Consider the following 19337-nt stretch of genomic DNA (forward strand, 5'->3'; position numbering starts at 1 on the left):
TCCTGGTCTCTGACGTGGTTGGGCACAAAAGATGCCACGTGGGGTTGCGGTACTCGGGTGCCCGATGGACGCGTCAGCCGGAGGAGAGAGGGGTCCTGTGCGACTGTCGAGTACAGCTGACCATTGTGCCACACCGGATGGGGTCACCCCACCGCGACCGCCCCTTCCGGGATGCGGAAGGGCTTGCCGCAGCCGCCGCAGACGATCGGGGCCTGGGCGAGGACCGACGGGACGACGCGGACGTTGCGCCCGCAGTCGCAGACGGCCTTGACCCGCACCCCTCCCCCGGACGAGCCGTGCCGTGCGGCGGGACCGCGGAACGAGCGCTTGGTGTCCGCGGCGGTGGCGACGGTGTGCGCCTTGAGCGCGCGCTGGAGGCGCTCCGCCGTCGGGCGGTACCTGCGTTTGGCCTCGGGATTCAGCGTCACCAACGAGAATCCGCTGCTGGGGTGGGGCTCCTCGGCATGGTCGAGGCCCAGCTCCTCGGCGATCGCGAGGAAGCGTCGGTTGTGGTAGCGGCCGGCGCGGGAGGTGTCCCGGACACCTCTCGCGGCAGCGATGCCGTGGACTGCCTCATGGAGCAGCCGTTCGAAGGAGAGCTCGGCGCCACAGGCGGACGAGGACTCTCCGATCAGGGACTCTGGCGCGGCAAGATCGGGCAGCTCGGGGTGGTACCGCTGAATGTCGGCCCACGCCTGTGCCAGCTCTGCGGCAAGTACAGGTGGTGTCGTGCTCACGTCGTGACAACGAGCCTGAGTGCTCCGGTGTTCCTATTCCGGGCCATCCCAAATAATTTGCACGTACCAGTCAGTTGCCCTTGATGCGTCCGGACGAGGGCGGGTGCGCAGATCAGCGGAGAAGTCTCACAGCTCGCACCAAGGTGGTACGTAGCAACGCGTACGCACCGGCGTGGACGGACGTCCCGCGGGCGACACTACCCGGCACGGAACGGTGGTCGCGCACCGGCCGCGGTCGTGGGTGACGGCGCTCGACGTGCTGCGCACCGTGTGTCGGGTCACACTGTGTGGGAGCGGGCAGCGGGCGCGCCGTTTTCGGCGCCCGCGCCGGACACGTGGCGCCGGGGGCGCACGACCGGAGCACGCATGCACTGTCATCCCACCCCGTCCTCCCTCTGGACGGGACCGCCGATGCGGAGTTCTCTGGCATACGGGGGCTGTGGGCACACATGCACAGCACATAGACATGGGGGACCTCACTCGGGCACGACCGACCTCACGGCGGATTGGGGCGCATTCCATGACACCTACGCTCGTCCGGCACCACAGGTACGCGGATTCGTCCGCCCCCGTGGACGCCGGTACCCGCGCCCGTGACTGGGCCGAGATCCAGGAGCGCATGCTGGCACCGCTGTACGAGGCGGTGTACGAGCGCCTCGAGGTCGGGGCCGGTACGCGGATGCTCTCCCTCGGCTGCGGTTCCGGGCTCGCCCTGCTGATCGCGGCCTCGCGCGGGGCACGCGTCACCGGCGTCGACACCGACCGCGAGCGCCTCGCGCTGGCCCGTGAGCGCCTCGCCTCCGACACGGGGCGCGAGGCCGGCCCCGGGCCCGTGGAGCACCGGGCGAGGCTCCTGGACAGTGTTCCGGCAGCCGCCCCCGACGGGGAGGCCCCGTACAACCTGCTGACCGCGTTCCAGCCGATCGGCTGTGCGGCCGGGGACTCCGAGGGGCTCGCGCCCGCGCTGGCGTCCGCCGTGCCGCTGGCGGTGCGCGGAGCCACGGTGGTGCTGGCAGGCTGGGGACCGCCGGAGCGCTGCGCCACCGCGCCCGTGCTGAGGGTCGCGGCGAGGCTCACCGAGTCGACGCGTGCGCCGCGCTCCGGGAGCGGCTGGCGGCCGACCCTGCGGGACGACCTGGAGGAGGTCGCCGCGCGGGCCGGGCTCAAGCCGGACGGTTCGGGCCGGGTGTCCTGCCCGTTCGGTTACGCGGACGTGGACAGCGCGGTACGCGGCCTGCTGTCGACCGGTCTCTTCGACGCGGCGGTCCGGGCAACGGACCGTACCCAGGTGGAGAAGGAGGTCGCGGAGGCCCTGCATCCGCATCTGCGGCCCGACGGCACGGTGTGGATGCCGAACGTCTTCCGCTACCTGGTGTGTGTGACCTGACGGGAACGTGAAGGGGCGCCCCGCCGGGCGGGGCGCCCCTTCACGCGTGCGGCGGACCGGTCAGCCCATGAACTTCTTGAACTCGTCCGGCAGCTCGAAGTTCTTGTCCTCCTGCGCGGGCAGGTTGAACGCGCCGCCTTGGGCCGCCTGCTCCCGGCGGGCCGCCTCGGCCGCTTCCTCGGCCTTGCGCTTCATCGGGTTGCCGCTCTTGCGCTTGCCCTTGGCCTGCTTGACCTGCTTCTTCTGACGGCCGGGGCCGCCACCCATGCCGGGCATCCCCGGCATCCCGGGCATGCCTCCGCCCTGGGCCATCTTCGACATCATCTTGCGGGCCTCGAAGAAGCGCTCCACGAGGTTCTTCACCGCGGAGACCTCGACACCGGAGCCCTTGGCGATACGGGCCCGGCGCGAGCCGTTGATGATCGTCGGCTCGGCGCGCTCCTTGGGGGTCATCGACTTGATGATCGCGGCCGTGCGGTCCACGTCGCGCTCGTCGATGTTGTTGATCTGGTCCTTGATCTGCCCCATGCCGGGCAGCATCCCGAGCAGCTTGGAGATGGAGCCCATCTTCCTGACCTGCTCCATCTGCGCCAGGAAGTCGTCGAGCGTGAAGTCCTTGCCCTTGCTCGACGCCAGCTTGGAGGCCATTTTGGAGGCCTCTTCCTGGCTGAAGGTCTTCTCCGCCTGCTCGATCAGGGTGAGGAGGTCACCCATGTCGAGGATGCGGGACGCCATGCGGTCGGGGTGGAAGGCGTCGAAGTCCTCGAGCTTCTCACCGTTCGACGCGAACATGATCTGCTTGCCCGTGACGTGGGCGATCGACAGGGCGGCACCACCGCGGGCGTCACCGTCGAGCTTGGAGAGCACCACGCCGTCGAAGCCGACGCCGTCGCGGAAGGCCTCGGCGGTGTTGACCGCGTCCTGACCGATCATCGCGTCGACGACGAAGAGGATCTCGTCGGGGCTGACGGCGTCGCGGATGTCCGCGGCCTGCCGCATCAGCTCCTCGTCGATGCCGAGGCGGCCGGCGGTGTCGACGATGACGATGTCGTGCACCTTGGCCTTGGCGAACTCGATGGAGTCCTTGGCCACCGCGACCGGGTCGCCCACGCCGTTGCCCGGCTGCGGCGCGTAGACCGCGACACCGGCGCGCTCGGCGACGACGCTCAGCTGGTTGACGGCGTTGGGGCGCTGGAGGTCGCAGGCGACCAGCAGCGGGGAGTGGCCCTGGGCCTTGAGCCAGAGGCCGAGCTTTCCGGCGAGGGTGGTCTTACCGGCACCCTGCAGACCGGCGAGCATGATCACGGTGGGCGGGTTCTTGGCGAACCGCAGCCGCCGGGTCTCGCCGCCGAGGATGCCGACGAGCTCCTCGTTGACGATCTTCACGACCTGCTGGGCGGGGTTCAGCGCCTGGGAGACCTCGGCGCCGCGCGCCCGCTCCTTGATGTTGGCGATGAACGCGCGGACGACGGGGAGGGCGACATCGGCCTCGAGCAGGGCGATACGGATCTCGCGAGCCGTGGCGTCGATGTCCGCCTCGGACAAGCGGCCCTTGCCCCTGAGGTTTTTGAAAGTCGCGCTAAGGCGGTCGGAGAGAGTATCGAACACGGCGCTCGTCGGTCCTCAGGGTCGGGGGCGTGGCAGGTCAGTCGCCCTCCAGGGTATCCGGACCCCGGAGAACGCAAAGCCCTCGGCCGTTTCTCGTGACGAACGGGCCCGGGCCGGGGGTTCAGCCCAGCTCCCGTTCCACCTCCCGGGCCACCTGCGCGGCCTGCTCCGGAGCCAGTGGTTCACCGTCCGGGTCCGTGACGTAGAAGGCGTCCACGGCGTTCGCCCCGAGCGTGGAGACATGGGCGCTGCGCACCCTCACCGCGCTCTGCTCCAGCGCGTGCCCGATCCGGTGCAGCAGCCCGGGGGCGTCCTGGGCGCGGACCTCGATGACCGTGGCCAGGCGTGAGCCCGCGGCGGCGACGGTCACCCTGGGGGGCGGGGCCTTCACTCCACGCCGCCGCGGGTAGGCCGCCTCGCGTTCGGCGAGCCTGGCCCGGATGTCCAGGGAGCCGTCCAGGGCGCGTACGAGATCGGTGCGGAGCCTCGCGGCCTGCGGGAGCGAACCGTACTCGGCCGCGACCCGCCAGCTGAGGACCAGCAGTCCGGCCGTCTCGCCCAGCTCGGTGGGGAGCTCGACGGAGCGGAGGTCGGCGGCGCGCACGGTGAGCCGGTGCAGTGCGAGGACCCCGGCCGCCGCCGGCAGGACTCCGGGACGGTCGGGCAGGGCGATGAGGAGTTCGACGCCGACGGGTTCGGGTCCGCCGTCCTCGGACGCCGGTTCGGGCCGGGTGCGCAGGGACAGGACGGGCTCACCGGTGCGCAGGGCCTCGACGGCGAGGCGTTCCTGCTCGGCGTCGGGGGCGAGCGGTTCGGGGGCGGGCGGTTCCTCGCCGGCGAGGAGGGCGGCGACACGTTTGACCAGGTCGGCGACGAGGGAGGCCCGCCAGGAGCTCCACGCTGCCGGGCCGGTGGCCAGGGCGTCGGCCTCGGTGAGGGCGTGCAGGAGTTCCAGGGTCGAGGCGCTGCCCACGGCCGTGGCGACGGAGCGGACGGTCGCGGGGTCGTCGAGGTCGCGCCGGGTGGCGGTGTCGATGAGCAGCAGGTGGTGTCGCACGAGGGTGGCGACCACGGCGACGTCCTGCTTGTCGAAACCGATGCGCGCGGCCATGTCGCGGGCGATGACCTCGCCCGCCACGGAGTGGTCCCCGGGCCAGCCCTTGCCGATGTCGTGGAGCAGGGCGGCGATCAGCAGGAGGTCGGGGCGGCCGACGCGGCGGGTGAGGTGGGAGGCGCGGACGGCCGTCTCGACGAGGTGCCGGTCCACGGTCCAGGTGTGGACGGGGTTGCGCTGCGGCCGGCAGTGCACCCGCTCCCAGTCGGGCAGCAGGCGGGTGATGATGCCCTCCGCCTCCAGCGCCTCCCAGACGGCGACGGTGGCCCCGCCGGCGCCGAGGAGGGTGACGAGTTCCTCGCGGGCCCGGGAGGGCCACGGGACGGGGAGCGGCTGTGCCGCGGTGCCCAGGTGGCGTACGAGGTGGCGGGAGAGCGGCAGCCCCGCCTCCGCCGCCGCGGCGGCGGCCCTGAGGGTGAGCACGGGGTCGCGTTCGGGGCGGGCGGTGCGCGCGAGGACGACCTCGCCGTCGGCCTCGACCACGCCTTCGGCGAGCGGGGTGCGCTCCGGTGCGGCCTTGGCGCCGCCGAGGATCGTCCGCAGCCGCGGCCGTGCGGAGCGGGCGCGCAGGACGCGGTTGACCTCGCGCCAGGTGACGTCGGTGGCGTAGGAGACGGTGCGGGCGGCCTCGTAGACCTGGCGCAGCAGGGCGTCGGCGTCGAGCAGGCCGAGGGCCCCGGCGACCTGGTCCTGCTCCTGCAGGGCGAGGCGGTCGGTGGCCCGGCCGGTGGTCAGGTGGAGCGCGTCGCGCGCGTCGAGCAGCGTACGGCGGGCTTCCGCGAGGCCTTCGCGAGGGGCGTCCGCGACCCAGGACGCCGCGACGGCGCGCAGGGCGGTGGCGTCGCGGAGTCCGCCGCGGGCCTCCTTGAGATCGGGCTCCAGCAGGAACTGGAGCTCGCCCATGCGCTCGGCCCGTTCGCGGCAGAGCTCGTCGAGGGCGGGGAGTCGTTTGGGGGCCTGGTTGCGCCAGTCGGCGAGGACGGTGGTCCGCAGTCCGGCGACGAGGCCGAGGTCTCCGGCGACGGGCCGCGCGTCGAGCAGTCCGAGCTGGACCTTGAGGTCCTCCCCGGCGGTCCTGCGCGCCTCGCCGGGCGTGCGTACGGAGTGGTCGAGGGCGAGGCCGAGGTCCCAGACGGGGTACCAGATGCCGTCGGCGAGCGCGGCGACGGCCGCGGCGTCGGCGGTGCCGTCGTGCAGGAGCAGCAGGTCGAGGTCGCTGCGCGGCGAGAGCTCGCCGCGGCCGTATCCGCCGACGGCGACGAGGGCGGCGCCGCGGACGCCCGCCCTCTCGGCGGCCGTGGTGAACAGCCCGTCGAGCCATGCGTCGGTGAGCCGGGCCAGGGCGGCACGGCGCGGCGGCCCGGACCGCGCCTCCTGCTGGAGGAGGCGCAGCCGGGCCGCCGCGTAGCCGCTGGGTCCCGAGTCCTCGGATTCGGTCATCACTTCGGTGCTCGTCACCCGGCTGCCTTTCCGTTCACATGGACCGTCGGTCAGAGTGCGTCCGGGCCGCGTTCCCCGGTGCGGACGCGGATCGCGGTGTCGACGGGCACGCTCCAGACCTTGCCGTCACCGATCTTGCCCGTCCGGGCCGCCTTGACGACCACGTCGACGAGCTGTTCGGCGTCCTCGTCCTCGACGAGCACCTCGATGCGGATCTTCGGGACGAGGTCGACGGTGTACTCGGCTCCACGGTAGACCTCGGTGTGGCCGCGCTGGCGCCCGTAGCCGCTGGCCTCCGTGACCGTGAGGCCCTGGACGCCGAAGGCCTGGAGGGCCTCCTTGATCTCGTCCAGCCGGTGCGGCTTCACGACTGCGGTGATGAGCTTCATGCGTCCACCTTCTTGTTCGTCGGGGCTGCCGCGGTGCCGGGCGCCGGAGGCGTGGTGCGGGCGATGGAGCCGCCGCCGGCACCGCTGAAGTCGTACGCCGTCTCGGCGTGCTCGACCTGGTCGATGCCGGAGACCTCGTCGTCCTCGCTGACCCGCATCCCGATCGTCCTGTCGAGGACGAGCGCCAGGAGCGCGGAGACGACCAGGGAGTAGGCGAGGACCGCGAAGACGCCGACGGCCTGCTTGCCGAGCTGTTCGAGTCCGCCGCCGTAGAAGAGGCCCTTGGCGTCGGACTGCACGCCACCGGTGGCGAAGAAGCCGACGAGGAGGGAGCCGAGGATGCCGCCGACGAGGTGGACGCCGACGACGTCCAGGGAGTCGTCGTAGCCGAACCTGTACTTGAGGCCGACGGCCATGGCGCACACGACACCGGCGATGACGCCGATCGCGATGGCGCCGAGCGGACTGACCGCACCGCCCGCGGGGGTGATGGCGACGAGGCCCGCGACGGCGCCGGAGGCGGCGCCCAGGGTGGTGAAGGAGCCGTGGCGGATCTTCTCGTAGGCGAGCCAGCCGAGGACCGCGGCACCGGTGGCGACCTGCGTGTTGACGAACATGACCGCGCCGACGCCGTCGTCGTTGCCGAGCCAGGAGCCCGCGTTGAAGCCGAACCAGCCGAACCACAGGAGGGCCGCGCCGAGCATGACGAGCGGCAGGCTGTGCGGCCGCATCGGGTCCTTCTTGAAGCCGACCCGCTTGCCGATGACGAGGATCACGCCGAGGGCCGCCGCACCGGCGTTGATGTGGACCGCCGTGCCGCCCGCGAAGTCGATGACACCCAGCTCGAACAGCCAGCCGCCCGCGCCCCAGACCCAGTGCGCGACCGGGAAGTAGACGACGGTGACCCACAGGGCGACGAACAGGGCCCAGGAGGTGAACTTGACGCGGTCGGCGAGGGCGCCGCTGATCAGGGCGGGGGTGAGGACGGCGAACATCATCTGGAAGACGGCGAAGACGTACACCGGGATGGTGTAGCCGTCCCAGAGTTCGGTGACGCCGATCCCGCTGAGGCCGACGAAGTCCGAGCTCCAGCCGATGACGGAGCCGATGTCGGTGCCGAAGGCGAGGCTGAATCCGTAGAGCACCCACAGGATCGTGACGATCCCGAGGCTGATGAAGCTCATCATCAGCATGTTCAGGGTGCTCTTGACGCGGACCATGCCTCCGTAGAAGAAGGCCAGACCCGGGGTCATGAGCATCACCAGCGCGGAGCAGATGAGCATGAACCCTGTGTTGGCGGCAGACAGCTCGGGGGCGTCTGCGGCAAGCGTCGTGATGCCTGGGGGCATCGGCGTCTCCTCGTCGTCGGTGCGGCCACGTGCGGGGGTGCGGGACCACGGTGAAAAGGTGCGGGCCGGTTATGCGCCATGAGATTCGCGCAGCGCGGTTTCCACGGATGCCGCACGGTGTTTCACCGCAGTGACGAAGGAACGCCGCGTGTTACGTACCGATGAACCGGGGGTGTCGGTCCCGGTGTGCTGCCTACCATGCTGCCCGCGCCGCATACGGTGCGGTTGAAACGCCGGGAACGTGAACCGGCCACGACGGCGACCCGCTGACCTGGCAATGGGGGAGCCGAGTCGGGTGGTACGGGGCGGCCGTCGTGGCCGGTGGCAGGGGTTCCGGTCAGACCGCTTCGGCGGTCTCCGGGAGCTGCTCGGTGAGCAGCTCGGTGAGCGCCGCGACCTCGGACACGTCCCCGAAGTCCCTGGCAGCGGTGTCGACGGTCTTGCGCAGCCGGGTGTTGACGCGCTCCGACCGGACCTTCTTGGCGATCCTCAGGGCCTTGGTGGCGAGGACGGCCGACTCCTGCGGCTCGCGCTGGAGGAGATGGACGGTGGCCATGCCGATCAGGTTGAGCGCGTAGGACCTCTGGTGCTCGTCGTCCTCCCCGAACAGCTCGACGGCGCGGGCCATGACGGGCTCGGCGAGCGAGGCGTACGTGGGGCTGCGGCCGGCGACATAGGCGAGGTCACGATAGGAGTGCGAGTTCTCGCCGTGGAGTTCGGCCTCGGAGAAGAAGCGGATCCAGTCGGGCTCGGGCTCGTCGTCGAGGACGGCGTCGGCGAAGGTGTCCTCGGCCATCCGGACCGCTCGCTTGCACTTGCTGGGCTGGCCCATGTTGGCGTAGGCGCGCGCCTCCATCGCATACAGCATGGCCTGGGCGCGGGCGGTGGCGCAGTCGCGGCTGCCGTACTGGGCGAGGTGGACGAGTTCGAGTGCGTCGTCGGGCCTGCCGAGGTGGATCATCTGGCGGCTCATGCTGGAGAGGATGTACGAGCCCAGCGGCTTGTCGCCCGCTTCCTTGGAGGCGTGCAGCGCGAGGACGAAGTACTTCTGGGCGGTGGGCTGGAGGCCGACGTCGTAGCTCATCCAGCCCGCGAGCTCGGCGAGTTCGGCCGCGCAGCGGAACAGGCGTTTCGCGGTGGCCCGGGGCTGCGGCTCCTGCAGCAGGTCGGTGACCTCGTGCAGCTGGCCGACGACGGCCTTGCGGCGCAGCCCGCCGCCGCACTGCGCGTCCCACTGGCGGAACATCGCCGTGGTGGATTCGAGCAGGTCCAGCTCGGGGCCGGAGAGCCGCGAGGGGCGGCTCTCCGCGGTGGGCAGTTCGGGTTCCGGCTGTCCGGGGCGGGTGACGGGGACCAGCCAGCGCTGCATGGGCTCGATGAGGGTGGGGCCGGCGGCCAGGGCGAGGGAGCTGCCGAGGAAGCCGCGCCGGGCGAGCATCAGGTCGCTGCGGGAGAACTCGCTGAGCAGCGCGACGGTCTGCGGGCCCGCCCAGGGCAGGTCGACCCCCGCCACCGAGGGTGCCTGGTGAGCCGCACGCAGGCCGAGGTCCTCGACGGAGACGACGGCGCCGAAGCGCTCGGAGAAGAGCTCGGAGAGGATGCGTGGGATGGGCTCGCGGGGCTGTTCGCCGTCCAGCCAGCGGCGCACCCGGGAGGTGTCGGTGCTGATGTGATGGGCACCCAGCTGGCGGGCCCGCCGGTTCACCTGGCGGGCGAGCTCACCCTTCGACCAGCCGCTGCGCAGGAACCACGAACCCAACTGCCCGTTGGGGCGCTTTCCGGTATTCGTCTCGCCTGCGCCGCTGCCACTCACTGGAACGCCCCCATCCCCGCTGAAACCTGTCGCGCGAACCTCTATCAGAATGCCGCGCCCCGGCGCTGTCCGTACCGGCCTCGCATGCCATCGAACAGATCGGCGGATTGCCCGAGGCATACTCAACTGCAGATGCAATTGCAGGATCGAGTACCCACGGTAATCCTACGATCACCGCTGCGGCGAGGGCAGTTGCGGAAACGCCACCATTCGCCACCCCTTCGGATGAACCTGTTCGACACGGTCCGCGATTCACTTGACAGGCCGCGATCAGACAGGAGCGGAGTGAAGCATTCAGGGGCGCGCGATCCTCGGGCCGCACCCCAGGGACGCCACTTCACGCGCCGGCGGATCGACGGCGTGCGACGTGCTTCGAGCAGTACGTCGCGTGCTGAGGACTCCGGGTCGTAACCACCGGCGAGTCGAACCCGTTGGAGGGGGCATGGGCTTCACGATCGGCGGCATCCGGGAGATGCGGTCCGGCACACGGCGCCGCGGCCGTACCGCCGGGGCGACCGCGGTGGCCGAGTACACAGGACTCTGGGGCTGGGCCGTGGCTCCGGGCGCCCGCGCGTCAGGAGGCGTCTGCTCGTGCGGCGACTCCGCGTGCGCCGCTCCCGGCGCCCATCCGCTGGACTTCGCCCGGGAGGTGCCGCCGGGCGCCACCCCGGAAACGGCGGCGGAGGCCTGGGCGCAGGTGCCGGGGGCCGCGATGCTGCTCCCCGTGGGCAGGACCTTCGACGTGCTCGACGTCGCCGAGGCGGCGGGCCGGCGGGCCCTGGTGCGGATGGAGCGCCTGGGAGTGCCGCTGGGGCCGGTCGCGGTGACACCGACCGGCCGTACCCAGTTCTACGTGGCCCTCGGGGCCGCGGTGGGACTGCCGGGGCTGCTCTACCGGATGGGTTGGGACGACGCCGGTCTGGACCTGCGTGCGCTGGGTCGTGGCGCGTACGTCACCGCTCCCCCGTCCGACCTCGGCGGGCTGGGCCCCGTCCGCTGGCTGCGACCGCCGGATCCCGGTACGACCGCCGCTCCCCCGCAGGCCCGGCTGCTGCTGGGCACCCTCGCCTACATATGCCACCGCTGGTGAACGCCGAAGGGCGGCGACCCCTCCGGGGTCCACCGCCCTTCACGCCTGTACGCGGATGTACCGGTCAGTCACCGATCAGCGCGTCGACGAAGGCACCCGGCTCGAACGGGGCCAGGTCGTCCGGTCCCTCCCCGAGGCCGATGAGCTTCACGGGCACGCCCAGCTCGCGCTGGACGGCGATGACGATGCCGCCCTTGGCGGTGCCGTCCAGCTTGGTGAGGACGATGCCGGTGATGTCGACCACCTCGGCGAAGACCCGCGCCTGGACGAGGCCGTTCTGTCCGGTCGTGGCGTCGAGGACGAGCAGCACCTCGTCGAGCGGGCCGTGCTTCTCGACGACCCGCTTGACCTTGCCGAGCTCGTCCATCAGGCCGGTCTTCGTGTGCAGCCGGCCGGCGGTGTCGATGAGTACGACGTCGGCGCCCTCGGCGATGCCTTCCTTCACCGCGTCGAAGGCGATCGAAGCGGGGTCGCCGCCCTCGGGGCCGCGCACCGTGCGGGCTCCGACGCGTTCGCCCCAGGTCTGGAGCTGGTCGGCCGCGGCGGCGCGGAAGGTGTCCGCGGCGCCCAGCACGACGCTGCGGCCGTCGGCGACGAGCACCCGGGCGAGCTTGCCCGTCGTGGTCGTCTTGCCGGTGCCGTTGACCCCGACGACCATCACGACGCCGGGCGTCGTGTCGCCGCCCTCCGTCTTGACCTCGCGGTCGAGTTCGGGGCCCAGCAGAGTGACGAGCTCCTCGCGCAGCAGGGTGCGCAGCTCGTCGGGCGTACGGGTACCGAGGACGCGGACGCGCTCACGGAGCCGCTCCACCAGTTCCTGGGTGGGCGCGACACCGACGTCGGCGGTGAGGAGGGTGTCCTCGATCTCCTCCCAGGTGTCCTCGTCGAGGTTGTCGCGGGACAGGAGGGAGAGCAGGCCCTTGCCCAGGGAGTTCTGCGAACGCGCGAGCCGGGCGCGGAGCCGCACCAGACGGCCCGCGGTGGGCTCGGGGACCTCGAGTTCGGGTGCCTCCGGCTCGATGACGACCGGGGTGTCCTCGACGGGAGTACCGGCGCCGGGGAGACCGACCTCCTCGATGGTGCGCCGCGCTTCGTCGCGCGGCGTCTCGGCTTCCTCGCCGACACGGGGCTCGGCGGGAGGAGTGATGGTCGGCGTGCTCGACGGCGCCGAGGGCGGCAGCTGCTTCTTCTTGCGGCTGCTGACCACGAGCCCGCTGATCAGGCCGACCGCGACCAGGGCGATGACTACAGCAAGGATGACGATTTCCATAACGCGTCCAGTATCGGCCACGGCCGCGGTCCGGCGCGGTCACGGAAGGGGACGGGTGTCCACAGGATGGCCGGTTTGCCACGTTTGGGGGTAAAGGTACGCTGCTGCCCGTGGAGAACCGCGGCCTGGACCCCGTCCCCGATCACGAGCGCACCGGCCGGGTCCGCACCCTCTTCCCCACCTGGGTGACGGCCAACCTGACCGTGCTGCTGCTGACGGTGGGGGCCGGGCTCACCGTCTTCAACGGGCTGAACGTATGGCAGGTGCTGGCCGTGGCCGTCATGGCGTCCGTCCTCTCCTTCGGGCTCGTGGGCCTCGTGTCCGTGGCGGGCAAGCGCGGCGGGGCGCCGGGTATGGCACTGTCCAGGGCGGTCTTCGGGCAGCGCGGCAATCTCTTCCCCGGAGCCCTGCTGTGGGTGGTCCGCTGGGGCTGGGAGACCGTGAACGCGGTCACCGGCTCGTACGCCCTGCTGGCCGTGCTGCACCTGCTGTTCGGCGTCCGGAGCACCCCCACGCTGATCCTGGTGACCCTGACGGCCTTCGTCGCCGGCGGGTTCCTCGTGTCGGGGATCGGGATCGGTGCGCTGCGCGTGGCCTCCGGGGTCTCCGTCGGCCTGTTCGGGGGCGCGAGCCTCCTCGTCCTCGGCCACCTGGTGGGAACGGCCCCGTGGCGGAGCGTCCTGGAGCAGCCCCCGGGCCCGGCGGCGATGATGGTCGCCGGGGTCGGGACGCTGGTGGCCGGGGGCCTGAGCTGGGTCCCCTCGGCACCGGACTTCGCCCGCTACCTGCCCAGGTCCGCACCGGATCGCGCGATGGTGGCCGCGGCCGTGGGAGGGGCGCTCGTCACGATCCCTCCGATGGTGGCGACCGGCGCCGTGATGGCGGTGAGCTCACCGCACCTGGCCGTCGCGAAGGACCCCGTGGCGTTCATCGGCGAGCTGCTGCCGAGGTGGCTCTCGGTGCCGTACCTGCTGACGGCCGTCATCGGCATGGTGCTGGTCAACGCGATGTCGATGTACTCCGCCGGCTTCACGGCCCAGACCCTCGGCTTCGCGGTCCCCCGGGCCTGGGCCGTGGGCGTGAACGCGACGATCAGCCTGCTGCTGGGCGGCACGCTGATGCTGGTGGCCACGAGTTTCGTCGACACCTTCCTCTCCTTCCTCGCCCTGCTCGGTGTGACGTTCTCCGCCTGGACCGGGGTCTTCGGGGTGGACCTGCTCAGGGGCCGTGTGTACGACTCCGCGGCCCTCATGGACACCAGGCCCCGCAGCGGCTACTGGTACTCCGGCGGGTACAGCCGGCAGGCCATGGCCGCCTGGGGCGCGGCGCTCGTGGTGGGCCTGCTGTTCACCGACGTGGAGTGGTTCACCGGACCGCTGGGCACCTCCTGGACCGGGCGTCACGGACTGGGCTGGGCGGTCACGATCCTCGTCGCGGCGGGCGTGTACGCGGCGCTGCCGCGACCGGCGGACGGCACGGTCGGGGCGCCGGCCCGGTTCTGACAGCGCGCCGGCGGCCGGCACCGCTCCGGCCCGTCCGGACAGCGCGCTGCCCCGGTCCGGCATGGGCCGGACCGGGGCAGCGGGTGGTTCGAGGAGAGGGGCAGCGGGGATTAGCCCATCTCCTCCAGCGCCTTGCCCTTGGTCTCCTTCACGAACTTGAGCACGAAGGGGATCGAGAGCACGGCGAAGCAGGTGTAGATGATGTAGGTGCCCGAGAGGTTCCAGTCGGCCAGGCTCGGGAAGCTCGCGGTGATCGCCCAGTTGGCGATCCATTGCGCGGAGGCGGCGACGCCGAGGGCAGCGGCCCGGATGCGGTTCGGGAACATCTCACCGAGGAAGACCCAGACCACGACACCCCATGACAGGGCGAAGAAGAGCACGAAGACGTGGGCCGCGATCAGGGCCACGGTGCCCTGCGTCGTGGGCAGCTTGCCGTCGACGAGGTCGGCGGAGAAGGCCCACGCCTCGAAGGCCAGGGCGATCGCCATGCCGGTGGACCCGATGAGCGCGAGGGGCCTGCGGCCCACCCGGTCCACCAGGATCATGGCGATCACGGTGCCGATGATGTTGATGATCGACGTGGTGAAGGAGTAGAAGAACGAGTCGGTCGGGTCGATGCCCACGGACTGCCACAGCGTCGCCGAGTAGTAGAACGCGACGTTGATGCCGACGAGCTGCTGGAAGACCGACAGTCCGATACCGACCCAGACGATCGGCAGGAAGCCGAAACGGCTGCCGAGCAGGTCGCTGAACTTGGACTTGTGCTCGCGGCGCATGGCCGTCTCGATCTCGTCCACGCGCGCGTCGAGGTCGACGTTCTTGCCCTCGACCTCTTCGAGGATCTTCCGGGCGCGGTCCCTCTTGCCGACGGAGATCAGGAAGCGCGGTGACTCGGGGATCACGAAGGACAGGAGCCCGTACAGGATGGCCGGCACGACCATCACGCCGAGCATCCACTGCCAGGCCTCGAAGCCGGCGATCTCACCGCGCTGGTCGCCGTCGGCGATCTGCAGGATGCCGTAGTTGACCAGCTGCGAGATGGCGATGCCGACGACGATGGCCGCCTGCTGGAAGGACCCGAGACGCCCGCGGTAGGCGGGCGGCGAGACCTCGGCGATGTACGCCGGGCCGATGACCGAGGCCATGCCGATCGCGAAGCCGCCGATGATCCGCCACATGGCGAGGTCCCAGAGGGCGAACGGCAGCGCCGAGCCGACGGCGCTGATGGTGAACAGCACCGAGGCGATCTGCATGCAGCGGATACGGCCGATCCGGTCGGCGATGCGCCCCGCCGTGGCCGCGCCGATGGCACAGCCGATCAGGGCGATGGCGATGACCTGCGCCAGTGTCCCCGACCCGATGTCGTAGCGGTCCCGGATGGCCTCGACGGCGCCGTTGATCACGGAGCTGTCGTAGCCGAAGAGGAAGCCGCCCATCGCCGCGGCAGCCGTGATGAAGATGACGTGGCCGAGATGGTCCGGGTGTGCCCCTCGGGCCCCGGACTCCGGTCCGCTCGCTGTGCTGGTCACATGAACTCCTGGTACCTGGCAACAACGTCAGGTGTGGGGGGTGAGCCCTCCTAGTGGCGCACAACTTCTGGCCGACCACCACTTGAAGGTAAAAACAACATTGCTGAGGTTATGCGTTCAAGTTTCGAAGTCAAGAGTCGGGTTCGGGCGAAACAGTCCTTCACAAGTACCCAGGAACACCCAAAAGGTGCGTTGAAGTGTTGAAGATTAGGTAAAGAGCGTGTGAGCACCCGTCAGTCGAGGCGCGAGGGCTCCCGGCGGAGCCGCTGGCTGATCACCTTGGAGACTCCGTCCCCCTGCATCGAGACGCCGTACAGGGCGTCGGCGACCTCCATCGTGCGTTTCTGGTGCGTGATCACGATGAGCTGGGAGCTCTCCTGGAGCTCCTCCATGATCCGGATCAGCCGCTGCAGATTGGTGTCGTCGAGCGCCGCCTCGACCTCGTCCATGACGTAGAAGGGACTCGGCCGGGCCTTGAAGATGGACACCAGCAGGGCAACGGCCGTCAGGGATCGCTCACCGCCGGACAGCAGCGAGAGACGCTTGACCTTCTTGCCCGGCGGCCGCGCCTCGACGTCGAGACCGGTCGTCAGCATGTTGTCCGGATCGGTGAGGACGAGACGGCCCTCGCCCCCCGGGAAGAGCCGGGAGAAGACGCCCTCGAACTCGCGGGCGGTGTCCCGGAACGCCTCCGTGAACACCTGCTCGACCCGCTCGTCGACCTCCTTGATCACCTGCATCAGATCCGCGCGGGTCTTCTTCAGGTCTTCGAGCTGCTCGGAGAGGAACTTGTGCCGCTCCTCCAGTGCCGAGAACTCCTCCAGGGCGAGCGGATTCACCTTCCCGAGTTGCTGGTACGCCCGTTCGGCCGTCTTCAGACGCTTCTCCTGCTCGGCCCTGACGAACGGCTTCGGCTGGTTGCGCGGATGCCCGGGATCCGCGGGAAGCTCCTCCCCCTCCGCCGCGGGGGACGGCGGTACCAGCTGCTCGGGGCCGTACTCCGCGGCCAGCCCGGCCGGCTCGACGCCGAACTCCTCCAGCGCCTTGGCCTCCACCTGCTCCATGCGCAGCCGTTTCTCGGCCCCGAGCACCTCGCCCCGGTGCACGGAGTCGGTGAGCCGGTCGAGCTCACCCTTGAGGTCCCGGCCCCGGCCGCGTTCGGCCGCCAGGTCCCGTTCACGCTCGGCCTTCGCCGCCTCGGCCCTGGTCCGTTCCTCGTCCGCCCGTACGACCGACACCTCGACGTGCGCGAGCAGCTGCCGGGCTCCCGACGCCACCGCGGTGGCCACGGCGGCCTCGTGGCGCAACCGGGCGCGACGCTGTTCGGCACGGGCGCGTGCCTCGCGCTCGGCACGGGCCCCTCGGTCGAGTGCGTCGGCACGACCGGCGAGCGCCTTGACCCGTTCCTCGTGCGTACGGGCCTGGAGCCTGGCCTCCATCTCGGTCTGGCGTGCGTTGGCGCCGTCGGCGGCGAGCCGGTCCCGGACGGAGGTGTCGGGTTCCTCCTCGACCGGGGTCTCCTCCGCGACCAGCAGCCTCTCCGCCAGCTCCTCGGCCTCCTCGGTGGCCCGCTCCAGCGCCTCCTGCGCGCGCGCCGCGGACGCCGTCGTCCGCTCCGCCTCACCGGCGGCGCCCCGTGCCTGCCCGGCCAGGCGCCCGAGCTGCTGCGCCACCCCGGACCTCTCCCGCTCGGCCGACCGGCGCCGCTCCCTGAGTTCCTCCACCCGGGCCGCGCACCCGGCGCGCAGGGCAGCCGCGGCACGCTGGTCCGAGGCCAGCCGGTCGCAGCGCACGGCGAGCGCCGCCAGCTCCGTGGCGGCCTCGTCGACCGAGGCCTGGACCTCCAGCAGGCTGGGCGCCCCGGCCGACCCGCCGTGTGCGAAGTGGGCGCCCAGGACGTCGCCCTCGGCGGTGACGGCGGTCAGCCCGGGGTGCGCGGCGACCAGTTCCTCGGCGTCCTCCAGCGTTCCCACGACGACCATGTCACGCACCAGCCGCCGTACGGCCGCCATCAGTTCGGCGGGCCCCTGCAGCAGGCCGGCGACGGCGGGCGCGGCGCACTCCCCGGTGGCGACCGAGGTCCCGGACGGATCGGCCCGGCCGGCCCGGTCCGGGTCACCTGAGGCAGGGAACGGGTTCGCGACGGCCTGGTCCGCACCGGACACGGCGCCGACGGCGCGGCCCTGCCCGGCCCCGGAAGCCTGCCCCGGCAGCTGGCCGGCCGGGGTGCCCGGCAGCGGTTCCGTCCCCTGCGCCGGCACCTGGCCGGCTCTCGCTCCGCCCAGGACCAGTACCGCGCGCCCCGCGTCCTGCTTGCGCAGCAGGCGGATCGCGTCGGCGGCCGTGGTGGGATCCGTCACGGCGACGGCGTCGGCGGCGGCGCCGAGAGCCGCCGCCACCGCCACCTCGTGCCCCGGGGCCACCGTGAGCAGTTCGGCGAGAGGGCCCAGCAGACCGGAGAGCCGGTCCCCCGCGCCGAGCAGCACTCCGGTGCCGTCCTTGCGCCGCAGTCCCAGCGCGAGTGCCTCGTGCCGGGCGGACACGGCCGCGCGGCTGCGCTCCGCGGCGGTGACGGCGTCACGTGCCGTGGTCAGGGCCTCCTCCGCCGCGGAGAGCTCCCTCTCGGCGGCGTCGTGCCGCTCCGCCAGCTCCGTGTCGCCCGCGTCCAGGCCCTCGACCTCGGCCTTGAGCTGCTCGTACTCCTCCTGGGCCGCGACCGCGCGCTCCCGCGCCTCGTCCCGGGACGAGGCCAGCCGGTCGATCTCGGCCTGCGCCGAAGCCGCCCGGCCGCGGGCGGCGTTGACCTGGCCGCTGAGCCGGGCGAGCCCTTCGCGCCGGTCGGCGATGGCCCGGGCGGCGTCCCGGAGCCTGCGCTCCTCGGAGGCCAGCTCCCGCTCCAGGTCCGCCCGGTGCGCGGTGGTGTCCTCCAGGGCGTGCTCCGCCGCTTCGAGCGCCGCCTCCAGCTCCGCCTCCTGCTCGCGGATCCGGGATGCCTCGCGTTCCATGTCCTCCGGGTCGCGCCCGCGCCGTTCCTCCTCAGGAGCCGCGGTGGCGCTCTTCACCCGGGCATCGGCGAGCGAGATCGTCCCCCGCACCCGCTCGGCCAGCTGCGAGAGGTCGTACCAGGTCTGCTGGGCCCGCTGCAGTCGCGGCGCCAGCCTGCGCACCTCGTCCTCCAGGCCTGCCTCGCGGGCGAGCGCCGCCTTGAGTTCGGACTCCGTCGCCTCCCGGCGCTGCTTGAGGGCCGCCTCGTCGGCGATCTCCTCACGCAGCGCCTCCCGCAGCCGCACCAGGTCGTCGGCGAGGAGCCGCAGCCGGGCGTCCCGCAGGTCCGCCTGGATGACGGCGGCCCGGCGGGCCACGGCCGCCTGCCGGCCCAGCGGCTTGAGCTGGCGGCGCAGTTCGTCGGTGAGGTCCTGGACCCGGGCGAGGTTCGCGCCCATCGCCTCCAGTTTCCGCAGCGCCTTCTCCTTGCGCTTGCGGTGCTTGAGCACGCCCGCCGCCTCTTCGATGAACGCGCGGCGCCCGGTCGGATCGGCGTGCAGGACGGAGTCCAGCCGGCCCTGGCCGACGATGACGTGCATCTCGCGGCCGATGCCGGAGTCCGAGAGGAGTTCCTGGATGTCGAGCAGTCGGCAGGTGTCGCCATTGATCTGGTATTCGCTGCCGCCGTTGCGGAACATGATCCGGGTGATCGTCACTTCGGCGTACTCGATGGGCAGCGCGCCGTCGGAATTGTCGATCGTCAACGACACTTCCGCGCGTCCCAGGGGCGGCCTTCCCGTGGTGCCGGCGAAGATCACGTCTTCCATCTTGCCGCCGCGCAGGGATTTCGCCCCCTGCTCACCCATGACCCAGGAGAGCGCGTCCACCACATTGGATTTGCCCGAACCATTGGGGCCGACGACGCAGGTGATCCCCGGTTCGAACCGAAGTGTCGTGGCGGAGGCGAACGATTTGAAACCGCGGAGGGTCAGGGCCTTGAGGTGCACGCCGCCGGACTCTACCTTTCACTCCCGGTTTCGCTGATGAAGGTGCAGGGCACATCAGACGGTAGGCGAAGAGCGGTAGGGCGGGGACGGAGCCGGGGGGAAAGGGAAAAGGGACGC

At 71.6% G+C, this 19337-nt stretch carries 12 protein-coding genes; 3 read left to right on the top strand and 9 right to left on the bottom strand.

The window, feature by feature from the left end; genetic code table 11:
* Window positions 1–143 precede the first annotated feature (143 nt).
* Entirely contained in the window at window positions 144–737 is a 594-nt protein-coding gene (locus IA22_RS0127605; protein ID WP_014153813.1) for a hypothetical protein, read from the bottom strand.
* A gap of 520 nt (window positions 738–1257) precedes the next feature.
* Between IA22_RS0127605 and IA22_RS0127610 the strand changes: the two genes are divergently transcribed.
* Complete coding sequence (locus IA22_RS0127610) at window positions 1258–2124, top strand: SAM-dependent methyltransferase (RefSeq protein ID WP_030125172.1); 867 nt, start codon at window positions 1258–1260, stop codon at window positions 2122–2124.
* Window positions 2125–2184: 60 nt separating this feature from the next.
* Here the strand turns inward: IA22_RS0127610 and ffh are convergent, their stop codons facing one another.
* The 5 genes from ffh to nsdA form a co-directional block, all read right to left on the bottom strand.
* A complete protein-coding gene (ffh, locus tag IA22_RS0127615; protein WP_015578910.1) occupies window positions 2185–3732 on the bottom strand; it encodes a signal recognition particle protein in 1548 nt (515 codons plus the stop codon).
* A 121-nt stretch (window positions 3733–3853) separates the two neighbouring features.
* Window positions 3854–6304 (bottom strand): [protein-PII] uridylyltransferase, encoded by a 2451-nt coding sequence (locus IA22_RS0127620; RefSeq protein ID WP_030125173.1) that lies wholly within the window; start codon window positions 6302–6304, stop codon window positions 3854–3856.
* Between the two features lie 32 nt (window positions 6305–6336).
* On the bottom strand, window positions 6337–6675 hold the full coding sequence (locus IA22_RS0127625; protein ID WP_014153817.1) for a P-II family nitrogen regulator: 339 nt from the start codon (window positions 6673–6675) through the stop codon (window positions 6337–6339).
* The gene (locus tag IA22_RS0127630; protein ID WP_014153818.1) at window positions 6672–8024 is read right to left on the bottom strand and encodes an ammonium transporter; all 1353 of its coding nucleotides are present in this window, start codon (window positions 8022–8024) and stop codon (window positions 6672–6674) included. Before IA22_RS0127630 ends, IA22_RS0127625 begins: the two co-directional genes overlap by 4 nt.
* Before the next feature lie 337 nt (window positions 8025–8361).
* The gene (gene nsdA / locus IA22_RS0127635) at window positions 8362–9837 is read right to left on the bottom strand and encodes a transcriptional repressor NsdA (protein ID WP_030125174.1); all 1476 of its coding nucleotides are present in this window, start codon (window positions 9835–9837) and stop codon (window positions 8362–8364) included.
* Between the two features lie 442 nt (window positions 9838–10279).
* Between nsdA and IA22_RS0127640 the strand changes: the two genes are divergently transcribed.
* Window positions 10280–10927 (top strand): bifunctional DNA primase/polymerase, encoded by a 648-nt coding sequence (locus IA22_RS0127640; RefSeq protein WP_014153820.1) that lies wholly within the window; start codon window positions 10280–10282, stop codon window positions 10925–10927.
* Between the two features lie 64 nt (window positions 10928–10991).
* Here the strand turns inward: IA22_RS0127640 and ftsY are convergent, their stop codons facing one another.
* Complete coding sequence (ftsY, locus tag IA22_RS0127645) at window positions 10992–12197, bottom strand: signal recognition particle-docking protein FtsY (protein ID WP_015578905.1); 1206 nt, start codon at window positions 12195–12197, stop codon at window positions 10992–10994.
* A 110-nt stretch (window positions 12198–12307) separates the two neighbouring features.
* On the opposite strand from ftsY, the gene IA22_RS0127650 reads away from it, so the two are divergent.
* A complete protein-coding gene (locus IA22_RS0127650; protein ID WP_014153822.1) occupies window positions 12308–13699 on the top strand; it encodes a purine-cytosine permease family protein in 1392 nt (463 codons plus the stop codon).
* 110 nt (window positions 13700–13809) lie between these two features.
* Here the strand turns inward: IA22_RS0127650 and IA22_RS0127655 are convergent, their stop codons facing one another.
* Together IA22_RS0127655 and IA22_RS0127660 are read right to left on the bottom strand one after the other, a co-directional pair.
* Window positions 13810–15228 (bottom strand): sugar porter family MFS transporter, encoded by a 1419-nt coding sequence (locus IA22_RS0127655; RefSeq protein ID WP_014153823.1) that lies wholly within the window; start codon window positions 15226–15228, stop codon window positions 13810–13812.
* Window positions 15229–15461: 233 nt separating this feature from the next.
* The gene (locus tag IA22_RS0127660) at window positions 15462–19220 is read right to left on the bottom strand and encodes an AAA family ATPase (RefSeq protein ID WP_014153824.1); all 3759 of its coding nucleotides are present in this window, start codon (window positions 19218–19220) and stop codon (window positions 15462–15464) included.
* Window positions 19221–19337: the final 117 nt, after the last annotated feature.

Origin of the sequence: Kitasatospora papulosa, assembly GCF_000717245.1 — a bacterium.
In the GTDB taxonomy this organism is placed as follows: domain Bacteria; phylum Actinomycetota; class Actinomycetes; order Streptomycetales; family Streptomycetaceae; genus Streptomyces; species Streptomyces papulosus.

Coding starts and splice junctions, on each gene's coding strand:
- IA22_RS0127610 (WP_030125172.1), top strand. CDS start 1,258: ATGACACCTACGCTCGTCCGGCACCACAGGTACGCGGATTCGTCCGCC.
- IA22_RS0127625 (WP_014153817.1), bottom strand. CDS start 6,675: ATGAAGCTCATCACCGCAGTCGTGAAGCCGCACCGGCTGGACGAGATC.
- IA22_RS0127630 (WP_014153818.1), bottom strand. CDS start 8,024: ATGCCCCCAGGCATCACGACGCTTGCCGCAGACGCCCCCGAGCTGTCT.
- IA22_RS0127640 (WP_014153820.1), top strand. CDS start 10,280: ATGGGCTTCACGATCGGCGGCATCCGGGAGATGCGGTCCGGCACACGG.
- ftsY (WP_015578905.1), bottom strand. CDS start 12,197: ATGGAAATCGTCATCCTTGCTGTAGTCATCGCCCTGGTCGCGGTCGGC.